Here is a 14152-nt window from a genome sequence, read left to right on the forward strand (position 1 = left end):
TTCGTGGAACGCCGTCACCAGGCGGGGGGGGGGGGGGGGGGGGGGGGGGGGGGCCCCCGCGGGGCGGCGGGGGGCGGGGGCGGGGGGGGGCCCCCCCCACGTCCGGATAGGTGTCCACCAGCGTTCCACCCATGTCCCAGATCACCGAGGTCATGGCACCAGTGTGGCAGGCACCGCCCCCCGCGGTGTTCACTTGACGGGTGCCCCTGCTCGACCAGCTCACCCAGCTCACCGCCCTCACCCTGGTGCTGCTGATCGGTGCCGCGTTCCTCGCCGGCTGGGTGGATGCCGTCGTCGGCGGCGGCGGTCTCATCCAGCTGCCCGCCCTGCTGACCGGCCTGCCCGGGGACACCTCCACCGCCACAGTGCTGGGCACCAACAAGCTGGCCAGCGCCGCCGGTACCGCGGTCTCCGCGGCCACCTACGTACGGCGCGTGATGCCCGTGGCCGCAACCGCGATCCCACTGGTCCTGTGCGCGCTGGCCGGCAGCGCCGCAGGTGCGGCCCTGGCCTCGCTGATCCCCCGCGCCTGGATGTCCCCCATCGTGCTGGTGGCCCTCATCGGCGTGGGCACCTACACGCTGCTGCGACCCGCCATGGGGCTCGTCCACGAGCCCCGCCATCGGGGACGCTCCCACGTGCTGCGCGCCGGTGCGATCGGCAGCGCCGTGGGCTTCTACGACGGGATCCTGGGGCCCGGCACCGGCAGCTTCTTCATCATCGCGATGGTGGTGGTGCTCGGTTACGGGTTCCTCGAGGCCAGCGTGCACGCCAAGCTCGCCAACCTCACCACCAACATCGGTGCCCTGCTGGTGTTCGGCCTGCAGGGCCAGGTGTGGTGGATCCTGGGAGCGGTGATGGCGCTGGCCAACATCACCGGCGGCTACCTCGGGGCACGCCTCGCGCTGAGGCTCGGATCACGGTTCGTCCGCGCGGTGTTCCTGATCGTGATCGCCGTGCTCGCCGCGCGCCTGGCGGTGGACTCCCTCGCTCTGCTGCAGTGATGCCCCCGCCGCCGCGGCGGTGATCGCCGCCACGGAATAATCCGCCACCGCGGCTGGTTGGAACCCAGGTCAGCCCCGCGCCCGCCCGGTGCACGCATCACAGGAGGCCCTGATGGATCCCACGAGCCTGTTCAGCTACGAGCGACACATCGACTCGCGCAGCCTGCAGGGCCGCACCCTGCTGGTCACCCTCGGTGCCTTCAGCGACGCCGGCAGCGCGCAGGCAGTGGTCGACGGCCACCTGCTCAACTCCCTGCCCAGCCGCGTGGTGGGCAGGCTCGACATGGACCAGGTCTACGACTACGCCGGCCGCCGCCCCGAGGTCACACTGGAGCTGGACCACTTCGAGGACTACGAGCGCCCCGAGATCCTGCTGCACGAGGTCACCGACATCGACGGCGAGCAGTTCTTCCTGCTCACCGGCCCCGAGCCCTCCTTCCAGTGGGAGCGCGTGGCCACCGCCCTGCGGATCGTCGTGGACCAGCTGGGCATCGAGCGCACCCTGCTGCTGCAGAGCTTCCCGGCCCCGGTCCCCCACACGCGCGAACTGCCGGTGACCCGCTTCGCCGGCAACCCCGACTCCATCAGCGTGCGCCGCACCATGCCCGGTACGTTCCGCCTGCGCGCGCCGTTCACCGCCCTGCTCACCATGCGCCTGGCCGACGCCGGTCACGAGGTGGTGGGCCTGGTGGCGCACGTTCCGCAGTACCTGCACGAGATCGCCTACCCCGACGCCGCGATGGCGCTGCTGCGCGCGGTGGGCGAGGAGGCCGGCCCCACCGTTCCCTACGGAGCGCTGGAGTCGCAGGCCGAGCCCGTGCGGCGGTCCATCGCCGCCCAGGTGGAGGCCGCCCCGCAGCTGCAGGAGATGGTGGCGAGCCTGGAGAAGCAGTTCGATCGGGCCATCACCGCCGGTGCCGGCGAGGAAGTGCCCACCGGCGAGGACCTGGCCGCCGAGTTCGAGCAGTACCTGGCCGGGCTCGACGAGTCCGGTGACGACCGGGACCGCGAGCAGCCGGAACAGCCCGGCCGGCCCACCGACGCCGACGGCCGGCCCGACGACGAGCCGGGCGAGGACACCCCCGAGGGCCCGACCCCGGCCTGACCGGGGCCGTGCCGGTCAGGCCGATCAGCGCAGCTGGACGGTCTGCTCCCAGTTCTCCTCCGGCAGGCCCGGGTTCGCGACCGCGTTGACGCGGATCCCCGTCAGCTTCAGCCTGCCCGCCAGCGTGGTCATGAAGGCCGTGTCGGCCGCATCCTGACCGGTGGCGATGCGCACCATGGAGGCACGCGGCGCCAGGTGGGTCGCATCGACCACCACCCACTGCTCGTCCACCAGCGCCTCCACGGCCAGGTGGAAGTCCATCGGGGTCAGGCCCGGGGCGTAGGCGGCCACGCAGCGCGAGGGGATCCCACCGGCCCGCAGCAGCGTCGAGGTCAGGTGCGCGTAGTCCCGGCACACGCCCTGCCGCGCCACGTAGGTGCTGCGCGCGGAGTCGGTGACGGTGCTGGAGCCGGGCACGTAGTCCAGATGCTGGTGCACCCAGGCCACCACCGCGTGGACCGCGGCCATCCCGGTGCGATCCCCCACCACCTCGGCGGCGACCTTGGTGAACTCGTCCACCTCGCAGTAGCGCGAGGGCCGCAGGTGCGAGGCCGCATCTGTGGGCTCCACGGTGGGCGGCTCCGCCTGCCCCACTCCGGTGGCCTTGTACCGCAGGCGCACCGTGCCCTCCGGCAGGTCCTTCAGCAGGTGCATGCGGTTGCCGAACCGGTCCCGGGTCTCCTCCACCGGGACGTCCCGGTCACCGATGGTCACCTCGAGCGTCTCCTGCTCGATGGGGGCAGCGGAGACGGCGAACAGCAGCGCCACCTCCGTTCCATCGATCACGTCGAAGGTCAGGGCTGCGCTCACGTCTCGTTCCACCCCCTCAGTGTGCGCCATCCCCAGTCCTGCGCGCGCCCCGGCGGGTGGTCGTACTGGCAGGCATGCAGATCCGTGAGGTGATCGACCTCGCCGAGGCCCGTCCATGGGGTCGGCTCCCCTGGGCGCGGCCGCCCGGATGTGACGAGTCCTGAAGGTTTTTGCCGGACCCCAGTTCAGAGCCATAGGGTTGTGTGATCCAGTTGACACCCCTTGGCTTCGAGGAGTCGCCCCCGTGGACATCTCCGTCCAGCTGTACAGCATCCGCCAGCGCCTGACCGATGACCCCACCGCCGCCCTGGCCCGCCTGGCCGAGATCGGCTTCACCCAGGTGGAACCCTTCGCGCTCATGGACCACGTCGAGATGCTGCGCGAGCAGCTGCCGATGCACGGCCTGACCGCCCCTTCCACCCATGCCTCCCTGGTGAGCAGTGAGGACCCGGCACGCGTGTTCGAGGCCGCCGCCTCCCTCGGCGTGCGCACCGTGATCGACCCGTACGTGGACCGTGAGAAGTGGAACCAGGTCCCCGACATCAAGGCCACCGCTGACCGCCTCAACGAACTGGCCGGCATCGCCGCCGAGCACGGCGTGAACATCGGCTACCACAACCACGACTTCGAGGCCCGCCCGATCTTCGAGGGCCGTTGCGGCCTGGAGGTCCTCGCCGACCACCTCGACCCCCGCGTGGTGCTCGAGCTGGACACCTTCTGGTGCGCTGTGGGCGGCACCGACCCGGCCGAGCTGCTGGGCCGGCTGGGACAGCGCGTCCAGCTGCTGCACCTCAAGGACGGGCCCTTCGAGGGCTCCACCGCCGATCAGCAGCCCCTGGGCCAGGGCGACATGGACGTTCCCTCCGTGCTCGCCGCCGCGGACTGGATCCAGACCGGCGTGATCGAGTTCGACGACTACACCGGTGACGTGCTCGAGGCCATCGCCCGCTCCTACACCCAGCTCGGCGAGTTCCAGCGAGGTGGCGCCCGATGACCACCCCCACCGGACCCGTCGGCGTCGGCATCATCGGTGCCGGCGTGATCGCCGCCCAGTACCTCACCCAGCTCGCCACCTTCCCCGACGTCGAGGTGCGCGCCATCGGCGACCTGAGGGCAGAGGCCTCCGCTGCTCGCGCCGAGGAGTACGGCATCCCCCACCACGGCGGGGTGGAGACCGTGCTGGACGATCCGGACGTCGAGATCGTCATCAACCTCACCATCCCGGCCGCCCACCACGCCGTCTCCAGCTCCATCCTCGAGGCCGGCAAGCACGTGTGGAGCGAGAAGCCGCTGACCACCAACCGTGAGGACGCCGCCGCCCTGCTCCGCCAGGCCTCCGAGACGGGCCTGCGGGTGGGGTGCGCCCCCGACACCGTGCTCGGTGCCGGCGTGCAGACCGCCCTGCGCACCTTGGCCTCCGGCGTGGTCGGCGAGCCCCGCTCCGCGGTGGCGCGCTTCCGCTCCCCCGGCCCCGAGTCCTGGCACCCCAACCCCGACTTCCTGTTCCAGGCCGGTGCCGGACCGCTCTACGACATCGGCCCGTACTACCTCACCGCCCTGGTGATGGCCTACGGCCCCGTCTCCTCCGTCAGCGCCGTCGGCTCCCGCGCCAGCGAGACCCGCACCATCGGCTCCGGGCCCCGCGCCGGGGAGTCCTTCGAGGTGGAGGTCCCCACCCACGTCAACGGCGTGCTGCGCTTCGCCAGCGGCACCACCGGCTCGGTCGAGTTCTCCTTCGACGACCCGATCGGGCGGCCGCCGGTACTGGAGCTGACCGGCTCCACCGGCACCATCGCCCTGCCGGATCCGAACGTGTTCGAGGGCCCCACCCTGGTCGCCCAGCGCGGTGACGCGGACTGGACCGAGCACGAGGCCACCGGTGCTGTGACCGGGCGCGGCCTGGGCGTGCTGGAGATGGCCCGCGCCATTCGCGCAGGCCGCCCCCACCGCCTCACGGGGGAGCTGGCCGACCACGTCCTGGACATCATGATCAGCCTGGACGAGGCCACCGGCACCACCTCCGGCGTGGACCTGGCCTCCACCGTCAGCGCCCCGGCGCTGCTGGAGGAGGACTTCGACCCCCTCGCCGCGACGCTCTGATCGACACGACCCCGAGGAGTAATCCCCGTGAACAGTCCCACCGTCCCCACCGACCGCCCACTGGGAGTGGCCATGATCGGCTACGCCTTCATGGGGCGGGCCCACTCTCAGGCCTGGCGCACCGTCGGTGCTGCTTTCGATGTGCCCGAGGTGGCTCGCAGGGTCATCGTCGGCCGTGACGAGCAGGCCGTGGCCGAGGCCGCCCAGCAGCTGGGCTGGCAGGAGCACGCCACCGATTGGCGCGAGGTCATCGCCCGCGACGACATCGACATCGTGGACATCTGCACGCCCGGCTTCCTCCACGCCGAGATCGCGATCGCGGCGCTCGAGGCCGGCAAGCACGTGCTGTGCGAGAAGCCCCTGGCCAACGACACCGCCGAGGCCGAGGCCATGGTCGAGGCGGCCGAGGCCGCGAAGGCCCGTGGTCAGGTCGCGGCCCTGGGCTTCACCTACCGTCGGGTCCCCGCCCTGGCGCTGGCCAGGCAGCTGGTGGCCGACGGGCGCCTGGGCACCATCCGCCAGGTGCGCTCCTCCTACCTCCAGGACTGGCTGGTCGACGAGGACGCCCCGATGACCTGGCGCCTGCGCAAGGAGACCGCCGGCTCGGGAGCGCTGGGGGACATCGGCTCCCACGCGATCGACCAGATCCAGCACCTGACCGGGCAGCGCACCACCGCGGTGCGCGGCCGGCTGGCGACCATGATCCCGCAGCGGCAGGGCGAGGACGGCATGGAGCAGGTGACCGTCGATGACGCCGCCTGGGCCACCCTCGAGCTGGACGGAGGCGCGTTCGGCTCGGTGGAGGTCTCCCGGGTCGCCAACGGCGCGAAGAACCAGTTGCGCATCGAGCTGTTCGGAACGGAGGGCGCTCTGCGCTTCGAGCTCGAGAACCCCAACGAGCTGTGGTTCCTGGACTCCACCGCCCCCATCGCCGAGCAGGGCTTCACCCGCATCCTGGTCACCGAGCCGGAGCACCCCTACCTCGAGGCCTGGTGGCCGCAGGGGCACGTGCTGGGCTGGGAGAACGCCTTCACGAACCAGGCCCGTGACCTGCTGGTGGCGATCCGGGACGGCGAGGCCGCCGCCTACGCCCCCGACTTCGCCGACGGGCTCGCGCTGCAGCGCGTGCTCGATGCGGTGATCGCCTCCGATGCGGCCGACGGCGCCACCATCCCCCTCTGACAGAGCCCTCTACCGAAGGAGAAGCAGCTATGGCACAGCACACCCTGTTCACCGGCCAGTGGGCCGATCTCACCCTCGAGGAGGTCGCGGAGCTCGCGGCCGGCTGGGGCTACGACGGCCTGGAGATCGCGATCTCCGGGGAGCACCTGGACGCCTCCCGCTGGGACGACGAGGACTACGTCGCCGAGCGTCTGGGAATCCTTAAGAAGCACGGCCTGAAGTGCTGGGCGATCTCCCACCACCTGGGGGGTCAGGCGATCTGCGATGACCCGATCGACTTCCGCCACCAGGCGATCCTGCCCCAGCGCATCTGGGGCGACGGCGACCCCGAGGGCGTGCGCCAGCGTGCCGCCGAGGACATGAAGGATGCCGCCCGGTTGGCCCAGAAGATGGGGGTGAAGACCGTCATCGGCTTCACCGGCTCCAAGATCTGGCAGTACGTGGCCATGTTCCCGCCGGTCGGGCAGGACGTCATCGACGCCGGCTACCAGGACTTCGCGGACCGCTGGAACCCGATCCTTGACGTGTTCGACGAGTGCGGGGTGCGGTTCGCCCATGAGGTGCACCCCTCCGAGATCGCCTACGACTACTGGACCACCAAGCGCACTCTGGAGGCCATCGGGAACCGGGAGGCGTTCGGGCTGAACTGGGATCCCTCCCACTTCATGTGGCAGGAGATCGACCCGGTCTCCTTCATCACCGACTTCGCGGACCGCATCTACCACGTGGACTGCAAGGACATCCGGGTGCGCACCACCGGTCGCAACACCCGCCTGGGCTCGCACCTACCGTGGGGCGACCCGCGCCGCGGCTGGGACTTCGTGTCCTTCGGCCGCGGTGACGTCCCGTGGGACGCCTGCTTCCGGGCGCTGCGCTCCATCGGCTACGACGGCCCCATCTCCATCGAGTGGGAGGACGCCGGGATGGACCGCCTGCACGGTGCGAAGGAGGCCCTGGAGCACCTGCGCACCCTGGACTACCCCGTCTCCGAGACGTCCTTCGACGACGCCTTCAGCAACCAGAGCTGACAGTCGGAGCCGGCAGGGCAGTCACTCCCCCACCGCCGCATCAGGTGACGGCGCAGGGGCTGTCTCTAGGATGGGTGACATGAGCGACACATCAGCAGCCTCCCTGGTCCAGCGTGAGCGAGCTGCCCTCGCCGATCTCCTCGATGCCGGTGGCCCCGCGGCGCCGACGGTCCTTCCCGGATGGGAGGCCTCCGATCTGCTCGAGCACCTGCTGCTGCGCGAGCAGCGACCCGACCTGATGATCGGTCCGAAGCTTCCGGTCGCGCCCGTGGCCCGCAAGGCCCAGAAGGGCCTGGACGCGCTGCGTGCACTGCCCTGGGCACAGCGGGTGGGGAAGTTCCGCTCCGGCCCGCAGAAGCTCTCCCCCGTGCGGGTGCTGGACGGGCTGATGAACACGGCGGAGTACTTCATCCACATCGAGGACCTGCGCCGCGCTCGCCCCGACTGGGAGCCGCGCGAGCTCGCCGCCTCCGACCAGGCCCAGCTCTGGTCCGGCCTGCGCCGCATGGCCCGCCTGCTGGTGAAGGCCGACGTGGAGGTGACCCTGATCTCCCCCCACGGCTCGGTGCGCATCCCCACCAGGAACGCCCGTGGCGCGGTGAGCGTCCACGGCCAGCCCTCCGAGCTGCTGCTGTGGGCGTTCGGTCGTGAGCACACTCAGGTGAGCCTGCAGGGCGAGGACTCCGCGCTGCAGGCGTTGGAGGGCGCCCGGCGAGGGTTCTGAGCGCGAGCCCTGCCGCTGCCCGCCGTCTCAGCGGCGCAGCAGGAACAGGCGCGGGTGATGACCCTTCTGGAAGAAGCGGTGCTCCCGTTCCAGCCGCCAGGCGCCGGGCTCGTCCACCTGGGCCTGGAGCACCTGCTTCATCCGGCGGATCTCATGGGTGAGCACTCCCAGGCGGGCGGAGGGCGCAGCGAGGACGGCGGCGCGGCGCAGCAGGTCCGCGTGCAGCTGCTCGTTGGTGGCATGCTCACCGTGCAGGGTGCCCCATGGCGGGTTGGTGAGGATCCGGGTGAAGCCCGCCTCCACGGGGACCGTGAGCACATCGCCGGTGATCCAGTCGATGCGGCCCTTGCGCCGGGCAGCACGCTGATGCGCACGGGCGGCCTCGATCGCCGTGGGATCCAGGTCCACGCCCACGGCACGGGCCGGGGCGACCTCGTGCAGCTGCTCCACCAGGAAGGTCCCGGATCCACAGGTCATGTCGAGCAGCTCGTCGCCTGCACCGATCACCATCTGGTCCAGGACGGTGGCCGCGATGGTGGCGTTGACGGCGCCGGGGTAGTTCACCGTGCGCCACGGCCGGGTGGAGAGAGGCCGTGGTGTGGTGCGCAGCAGCAGCTGCCAGGACTCCCCCGCGCCCGCTGCGCCACGGCGCACCCGCAGCAGCAGATCGCCCTCCTCGTCCACGGGCACCCGGGCAAGCTCCGCCACGGCCTCGGCGATGCGCTGCATCTCGGTGCTGTCGGCTCCCGCTGCGGCCAGCCGCAGGCCGGTGAAGCGCTGCCGGGGGCGCTGGCGGCCGAGGTCCTCGATCAGGGCCGACACCTGCTGCAGCACGGAGGTCTCCAGCAGCTCGCGGGGACGGCGCGCCGGGACGGTCACCGTGGTGTACGCGGCGACCACGCGCCGCAGCCCCCGTACGGCGTCCAGATCTGCGGTGGCCAGGACCAGCTCCGTGGGCGAGACCGTGCCCACGGCCCCGTGCTGTTCAGCCTCGGCGCTGGCACTGGCCGCGCAGCCCTCGAGCACCTCGAGGACCAGCTGATGCTCGATCTGGGGCATGGGGTCTCCTGGGGCAGTGGGGTGGAGGTGGCACGCAGCGCTCGGGGTGACGCGGTCGTAGCAGGCTATCGCCTGGTCTGCGCTGGAGCAGTGCCGGGTGGTCGGTAGACTGCGGGGCGTGTTCATCGTGAGTGTGTGTTCCCTCAAGGGCGGGGTCGGCAAGACCTCTGTCACCCTGGGCCTGGCGTCCGCTGCTCTCCACCAGGGCGTCAACACGCTGGTGATCGACCTGGATCCTCAGGGGGACACCACGCTGGGCCTGCTGGGCGAGCCGGCCACCGGCCCGGACGTCGCCGAGGTGCTGTCCTCGCCTCGCACCGAGACCGTGGATCGGGCGATCCGCCCCACCCCGTGGTCGAAGGACGAGCGCTCCCATCTCGACGTGATCCCCGGTTCAGCACGCTCTTCGGTGATGGACTCCCCCGCCCCGGCACCCCGGGACCTGCGGCGCCTGCGGGATGCACTGGACAGGCGCACCCACCAGTACGACCTGGTGCTGATCGACTGCCCGCCCTCGCTGAACGGTCTCACCCAGACGGCCCTGGCCGCCTCGGACCGCTCCCTGGTGGTGGCCGAGCCCGGCTTCTTCGCCGTCACCGCCGCCGATCGCGCTCTGAAGCTCTCTGCTGAGATGCGCGAGGAGGATCTTGCGCCCCGACTGATCCCCCTGGGCCTGGTCGTCAACCGGTACCGCCCGCGCTCGGTGGAGCACCAGTACCGCCTGGCGGAGCTGCGCGACCTGTTCGGCGACAAGGTGCTGGAGCCGGTGATCGAGGAGCGCGTGGGCCTGCAGCAGGCGCAGGGCGGCGCCGTGCCCCTGCACCGCTACGAGGGCGCCTCCGGCAAGCGCCTCACGGAGGACTTCGACGCCCTGCTGCGCACGGTGATGGACTCCCGCCAGCTCTCCTGAGCGCGCCGGCACGGGCCGCCGCCCACCGCGCAGCCGCACAGAAACGGCGAGCCCCCTTCCCCGGGGCTCGCCGTTCTTCGTGGTGCGGGGGCTCAGCCGGCCTGGCGGGCGCGGCGGCGGGCCGCCAGCTCGTCCTGCAGGGCCAGGGTGGCGTCATCGGCCGGGTCGACACTGGGCAGCACGGCCAGCTCGGTCTCGACTTCGCGCCACACGCGGCCCACGGCGATGCCGAACACGCCCTGGCCGCCCTGGACCAGGTCGAAGACGTCCTCGGCGGAGGTGCACTCGTACACCGAGGCACCATCGCTCATCAGGGTGATCTGGGCGAGATCGTCGATGCCGCGCTCGCGCAGGGCGGCGACGGCGACGCGGATCTGCTGGAGGGAGACACCGGTGTCCAGGAGGCGCTTGACCACCTTCAGCACCAGTACGTCGCGGAAGCCGTACAGGCGCTGGCTGCCGGAGCCGGACGCGGCGCGCACCGACGGCTCGACCAGCCCGGTGCGGGCCCAGTAGTCCAGCTGGCGGTAGGTGATGCCGGCGGCCTTGCAGGCGGCGGGACCGCGGTAGCCGAGCTCACCGGGCGTGTCGACGACCTCGTCGAACAGGACGCCCTGCGCAGGCTCGGCAGGCACGGTGGATTGAGCGGTGCGATCGTCGCCGCGACTGGCGTTCACATTGACCTCCGGGATCCGGCTCCTGACGGGGAAGGAGAGGAGCTCCCCGTCAGCGTAGCGCCTTCGGGCGTCCCACCGACAGCAACTCGCCGGTTCCAGGTCACGGCTCGGTGACGGTCCGACGTGCTCAGCGGCCCCGCAGCTTCGACCGCAGCAGTGCGCTGTGCAGGCCGATCATGGATTCGCCGAGGTCCCGTGCTAGATCCTCCGCGCCCCCGCGGGCGGCCGGGTCGCCGGGCCTCGACAGGGGGCGCGCGATGGAGTTGATCATGTGCGCCTCCCTCTCGGCGGAGGTGCGCAGCATCACCAGGTGCCGCGGATGCAGGCCCACATCGGCCAGGCGCCGGGCGGCGGTGGTGATCTCCAGCTCCGCGGCGCCGTAGAACAGCAGCCCGTCGGCCAGCAGACCGTACTGCTCCAGCTCGGTGAGGAACTCCTCGTCGACCCGGGCCTGCTCCGCGAGCCCCCGGCGGTCCAGGCGCACCGCCTGGATCTGTGCACTGGGGCCGGGCCTGGAGGCGATCGAGGTCACCGTGGAGCTGGCCGCAGCGTCGACACCGTGCTCGAGCAGGTGCTCCTTGATCACCTTCAGCGGCCAGAAGCGGTCCCGCTGGGCGCGCAGCACGAACAGCAGGCGGTCGACGTCCGCCCGGGAGTACTTGCGGTAGCCGGACGCGGTGCGCTCCGGCTCGATCAGGCCCTCGGCCTCGAGGTAGTGGAGCTTGGAGTGCGCCAGGTCCGGGAACTCGTCGCGCAGCAGATCGAGGACCTGGCCGATGCTCAGCCGTGCGGCCCCCGAGCTCGGCCTGCGCGATGCGGAGGCCGGCACCGGGTCAGCCCTTCCCGTGGAAGGGGTGGTAGGTCAGGCGGTACTTGCCGATCTGGACGTCCTGACCGGGCTCGAGGTGGGCCTCGTCCACTCGCTCACGAGCCACGTACGTGCCGTTGAGGGAGCCCAGGTCCCGTACCAGGAAGCCGGCGCCGTCCCGCACGAAGGCGGCGTGCTTGCGAGAGACGGTGACGTCGTCCAGGAAGATCTCGCTGTTGGGGTGGCGGCCGGCGATGGTGGTCTCGGAGTCCAGCAGGAAGCGGGCACCCATGTTCGGGCCCTTGCGGACGATCAGCAGGGCGCTGTCCGGGGGCAGGTTGTCGATCGCCGCGCGATCCTGGGACGTGATGCCGGCATCGCCGTCGTCGGCCGGATCGACGGGCGAGATCGCACTCAGCTGCGACGTGTGATCCAGATTCGTGTCGTTCCACTCGGTATTGTCCGACACCGCGCACCCCTTCCCTGATCAGCGGTCAGCCCGGGGACGGTACTGGCACCGGGCGCCGCCCATCAATCTTCGCACGACACCGGGGGCGGGGCGAGCAGAATCCGCCGTCACCGCCAGGATTTGACGATCACTTGACCACCTGGGAATGCGTGGGTTCTGCCAGCTCGCGCACCGCGTCGATCCGCAGCTTGTCCTCCGTGCGAACGGTGAAGGTGCCCCCGGCGGAGGAGACGGAGTCCGCAGCCCCGCCGGGGATCTTCAGGGCGGGCTCCATGACGGTCGGGTCGCCGATGGCGCGGATGACGTAGGGCGAGGGGATCTCGGTGCCGTCCACGACGATGCTGCCGTCGGCCCCGGCGGTGATGGAGGTGGAGGCGATCACCCGCACCGGCCCGATCTGCAGCACCTCCGCACCCGCGTTGCGCAGCTCCTGGACGACGCCGAGCACGATCCCGGTGGAGACGCTCCCGGTGGGATCGGAGATGGTGACGTGCACGCCGCGGCCCTCCGCGGGCACGGTACCGGCCAGGATCTCCAGGTCCTCAAGGCGCTCGGCGGCGGCGCTCTGCGCGGCGGCATCGTCCTCCTGTCCCGCTTCCAGGGAGGCCAGGGTGCGGTCCAGCTCAGCGTTCTCGTCCTCCAGTGAGTCGACGTGGCGACCGGACTCGTCCAGCAGGCGCAGCAGCTCCTGCTGGGAGGCGCCCTGCAGCGAGTCCTCCTCGCGCTGGCCCACCTGCGCCGCGATCGACAGCCCCAGCAGGAAGCACAGCAGGCCCACGATCAGCTGGGAGAGGGTGGGCCGCGGGGCGAGGGTGCCGCGCAGGTTGCGCCAGGCCCGGCGCTGCTGGCCGTGGGACTCGGGGATGCGGGTGCCGGTCATGACCGCAGCAGGCGGCGCCGGATGGCTGCCGCGTTGGAGAAGATGCGGATGCCCAGCACCACGATCACGGCGGTGGACAGCTGTGCCCCCACGCCCAGCTGGTCCCCCAGGAACACCAGGAACGCTGCGATCAGCACGTTGAACAGGAACGAGGTGATGAACACGTGGGAGTCGAAGGCGCCGTCGAGGGCTGCGCGCAGACCACCGGCGAGAGTGTCCAGGGCCGCCACCACGGCGATCGGCAGGTAGGGCTGCAGGAACACGGGCACGTCGGGCTGGAGCACCACCCCGATGATCACGCCCAGCAGCAGGCCGATGATGGCGATCATGGGTTCTCCCCCTCGGAGTCGTCGGTGGATGCGCTGCCCTCGGGCACGGCGCTGCGCTCGGGCTCCACACCGGAGGCCTCCCGCAGCGTCGCCGCGGTGCGGGCCGGGACGGTGAGCTCCTCCCCCGCCTCCCAGGACAGGCGGATGCCGAACCGCGTGGATAGGCCACTGAGGTAGGTGCCGTCCTGGCTCTGCTCGAACCCGGAGCGCAGCTCGGCGCTGTCGCCGAGCGCGGTGACCTGGTAGGGCGGTGCAAGGGGCCGGAAGTCCACCAGCACGGCATCGCCCGCACGGCGGATGGCGCTGGTGGAGGTGATGCGCTGGCCGTTGATGGAGATGGCCTCGGCGCCGGCGGCCCACAGCCCGTTCACCGCGATCTGCAGGTCGCCGTCGGTGACGCGGTTGACCACACCTCCGGTGGTGCCCGGCTCGGCGGGCAGCGGTGCGGAGTCATCGACGGTTAGCACCACGCCCGGTCCGGTCATGGGGACTGCGCCGGTGGCGCGCTCATAGGCGGCCAGGCGATCACCGGCGCCAGCATCTCCGCTCTCGAGCACCTGCTGCTGGAGCTCGGCGATCCTCTCGATGGTCTCGTCGCGATGGGTCTCGAGGTCATCGGCCTGGCTGCGCGACTCGATCACGCGCTGCTGGAGCTGGGCGCGGGGGCTGTCCTCCCCGGAGGCGGCCTCGCGCAGATTCGTCACCGAGACCGCGACCACGAAGCCGAGCACCACCGCCGCGATCGCTGTCAGCGTGCGCGTGGTGGGGGTGTCGATGAGCTCCTCGTCCTCGTGGCTGTCCTCGGTGCCGCGCAGGGCGTCGACGTCGAGCGGGTTGGAGGTGAGGGCGCGCAGCAGCGACATCGGTGAGTACGGGGTCTCACCGTGCGGGGTCATGGGCCGTTCGCGCCGATCACCGGTGGAGGCCGCGGCGACCTCCGGCTGCTCGGGCGGCTCCGGCGGCACTCCCCCAGCGCGCGTCTCGGAGTGCTCGGCATGCATACCTGCACACTAGCCCCCGGGGTGGTCGCAACAGCGGTCCCACGCAGGCGGGTCGAGCATCGCAGG

The 14152-nt window shown here is 71.4% G+C and carries 16 protein-coding genes; 8 read left to right on the forward strand and 8 right to left on the reverse strand.

The annotated features are described in order from the left end of the window. Positions 1–200 precede the first annotated feature (200 nt). Complete coding sequence (locus tag M4D54_RS09570; RefSeq protein WP_259891103.1) at positions 201–1004, forward strand: TSUP family transporter; 804 nt, start codon at positions 201–203, stop codon at positions 1002–1004. A 112-nt stretch (positions 1005–1116) separates the two neighbouring features. Further along, positions 1117–2109 (forward strand): PAC2 family protein, encoded by a 993-nt coding sequence (locus tag M4D54_RS09575; protein WP_259891104.1) that lies wholly within the window; start codon positions 1117–1119, stop codon positions 2107–2109. Positions 2110–2133: 24 nt separating this feature from the next. On the opposite strand, the gene M4D54_RS09580 is transcribed toward M4D54_RS09575, so the two are convergent. Next, positions 2134–2919, reverse strand: coding sequence for a transglutaminase family protein (locus tag M4D54_RS09580; protein WP_259891105.1), 786 nt, complete (start codon positions 2917–2919; stop codon positions 2134–2136). Positions 2920–3163: 244 nt separating this feature from the next. On the opposite strand from M4D54_RS09580, the gene M4D54_RS09585 reads away from it, so the two are divergent. From M4D54_RS09585 to M4D54_RS09605, 5 genes are all read left to right on the forward strand, one after another. Next, positions 3164–3913, forward strand: a complete 750-nt coding sequence (locus tag M4D54_RS09585) for a sugar phosphate isomerase/epimerase (RefSeq protein WP_259891106.1) — start codon at positions 3164–3166, stop codon at positions 3911–3913. Beyond that, positions 3910–5019 (forward strand): Gfo/Idh/MocA family protein, encoded by a 1110-nt coding sequence (locus M4D54_RS09590; RefSeq protein ID WP_259891107.1) that lies wholly within the window; start codon positions 3910–3912, stop codon positions 5017–5019. Before M4D54_RS09585 ends, M4D54_RS09590 begins: the two co-directional genes overlap by 4 nt. Before the next feature lie 72 nt (positions 5020–5091). Continuing rightward, complete coding sequence (locus tag M4D54_RS09595; RefSeq protein ID WP_259891125.1) at positions 5092–6201, forward strand: Gfo/Idh/MocA family protein; 1110 nt, start codon at positions 5092–5094, stop codon at positions 6199–6201. 29 nt (positions 6202–6230) lie between these two features. Then, the gene (locus tag M4D54_RS09600; RefSeq protein WP_259891109.1) at positions 6231–7229 is read left to right on the forward strand and encodes a sugar phosphate isomerase/epimerase; all 999 of its coding nucleotides are present in this window, start codon (positions 6231–6233) and stop codon (positions 7227–7229) included. 79 nt (positions 7230–7308) lie between these two features. After that, complete coding sequence (locus tag M4D54_RS09605; RefSeq protein WP_259891111.1) at positions 7309–7953, forward strand: TIGR03085 family metal-binding protein; 645 nt, start codon at positions 7309–7311, stop codon at positions 7951–7953. Positions 7954–7980: 27 nt separating this feature from the next. On the opposite strand, the gene M4D54_RS09610 is transcribed toward M4D54_RS09605, so the two are convergent. After that, on the reverse strand, positions 7981–9012 hold the full coding sequence (locus M4D54_RS09610; RefSeq protein WP_259891112.1) for a methyltransferase: 1032 nt from the start codon (positions 9010–9012) through the stop codon (positions 7981–7983). A 118-nt stretch (positions 9013–9130) separates the two neighbouring features. On the opposite strand from M4D54_RS09610, the gene M4D54_RS09615 reads away from it, so the two are divergent. Continuing rightward, the gene (locus M4D54_RS09615) at positions 9131–9922 is read left to right on the forward strand and encodes a ParA family protein (protein ID WP_193866640.1); all 792 of its coding nucleotides are present in this window, start codon (positions 9131–9133) and stop codon (positions 9920–9922) included. Positions 9923–10014: 92 nt separating this feature from the next. Here M4D54_RS09615 and M4D54_RS09620 read toward each other — a convergent pair whose 3' ends face one another. The 6 genes from M4D54_RS09620 to M4D54_RS09645 all read right to left on the reverse strand — a co-directional run bounded on the left by M4D54_RS09620 (position 10015) and on the right by M4D54_RS09645 (position 14086). Next, a complete protein-coding gene (locus M4D54_RS09620; RefSeq protein ID WP_193866641.1) occupies positions 10015–10599 on the reverse strand; it encodes a MerR family transcriptional regulator in 585 nt (194 codons plus the stop codon). Positions 10600–10726: 127 nt separating this feature from the next. Next, complete coding sequence (locus M4D54_RS09625; protein WP_193866642.1) at positions 10727–11428, reverse strand: MerR family transcriptional regulator; 702 nt, start codon at positions 11426–11428, stop codon at positions 10727–10729. Positions 11429–11432: 4 nt separating this feature from the next. After that, entirely contained in the window at positions 11433–11876 is a 444-nt protein-coding gene (locus M4D54_RS09630; RefSeq protein ID WP_193866643.1) for an FHA domain-containing protein, read from the reverse strand. Positions 11877–12003: 127 nt separating this feature from the next. Beyond that, positions 12004–12756: a DUF881 domain-containing protein gene (locus tag M4D54_RS09635; protein WP_259891115.1), complete on the reverse strand. Its 753-nt coding sequence runs from the start codon at positions 12754–12756 to the stop codon at positions 12004–12006. After that, the gene (locus M4D54_RS09640; RefSeq protein WP_193866645.1) at positions 12753–13085 is read right to left on the reverse strand and encodes a small basic family protein; all 333 of its coding nucleotides are present in this window, start codon (positions 13083–13085) and stop codon (positions 12753–12755) included. The genes M4D54_RS09635 and M4D54_RS09640 overlap by 4 nt, the downstream gene beginning before the upstream one ends. Continuing rightward, the gene (locus M4D54_RS09645; protein ID WP_259891117.1) at positions 13082–14086 is read right to left on the reverse strand and encodes a DUF881 domain-containing protein; all 1005 of its coding nucleotides are present in this window, start codon (positions 14084–14086) and stop codon (positions 13082–13084) included. The genes M4D54_RS09640 and M4D54_RS09645 overlap by 4 nt, the downstream gene beginning before the upstream one ends. Positions 14087–14152 lie beyond the last annotated feature (66 nt).

The organism is Brachybacterium sp. p3-SID1565, from assembly GCF_025143785.1.
Taxonomy (GTDB): domain Bacteria; phylum Actinomycetota; class Actinomycetes; order Actinomycetales; family Dermabacteraceae; genus Brachybacterium; species Brachybacterium epidermidis.

Excerpts from the sequence above, each read along its gene's own strand:
- M4D54_RS09575 (WP_259891104.1), top strand. The coding sequence starts at position 1,117 with ATGGATCCCACGAGCCTGTTCAGCTACGAGCGACACATCGACTCGCGC.
- M4D54_RS09590 (WP_259891107.1), top strand. The coding sequence starts at position 3,910 with ATGACCACCCCCACCGGACCCGTCGGCGTCGGCATCATCGGTGCCGGC.
- M4D54_RS09595 (WP_259891125.1), top strand. The coding sequence starts at position 5,092 with ATGATCGGCTACGCCTTCATGGGGCGGGCCCACTCTCAGGCCTGGCGC.
- M4D54_RS09600 (WP_259891109.1), top strand. The coding sequence starts at position 6,231 with ATGGCACAGCACACCCTGTTCACCGGCCAGTGGGCCGATCTCACCCTC.
- M4D54_RS09605 (WP_259891111.1), top strand. The coding sequence starts at position 7,309 with ATGAGCGACACATCAGCAGCCTCCCTGGTCCAGCGTGAGCGAGCTGCC.
- M4D54_RS09610 (WP_259891112.1), bottom strand. The coding sequence starts at position 9,012 with ATGCCCCAGATCGAGCATCAGCTGGTCCTCGAGGTGCTCGAGGGCTGC.
- M4D54_RS09635 (WP_259891115.1), bottom strand. The coding sequence starts at position 12,756 with ATGACCGGCACCCGCATCCCCGAGTCCCACGGCCAGCAGCGCCGGGCC.
- M4D54_RS09640 (WP_193866645.1), bottom strand. The coding sequence starts at position 13,085 with ATGATCGCCATCATCGGCCTGCTGCTGGGCGTGATCATCGGGGTGGTG.
- M4D54_RS09645 (WP_259891117.1), bottom strand. The coding sequence starts at position 14,086 with ATGCATGCCGAGCACTCCGAGACGCGCGCTGGGGGAGTGCCGCCGGAG.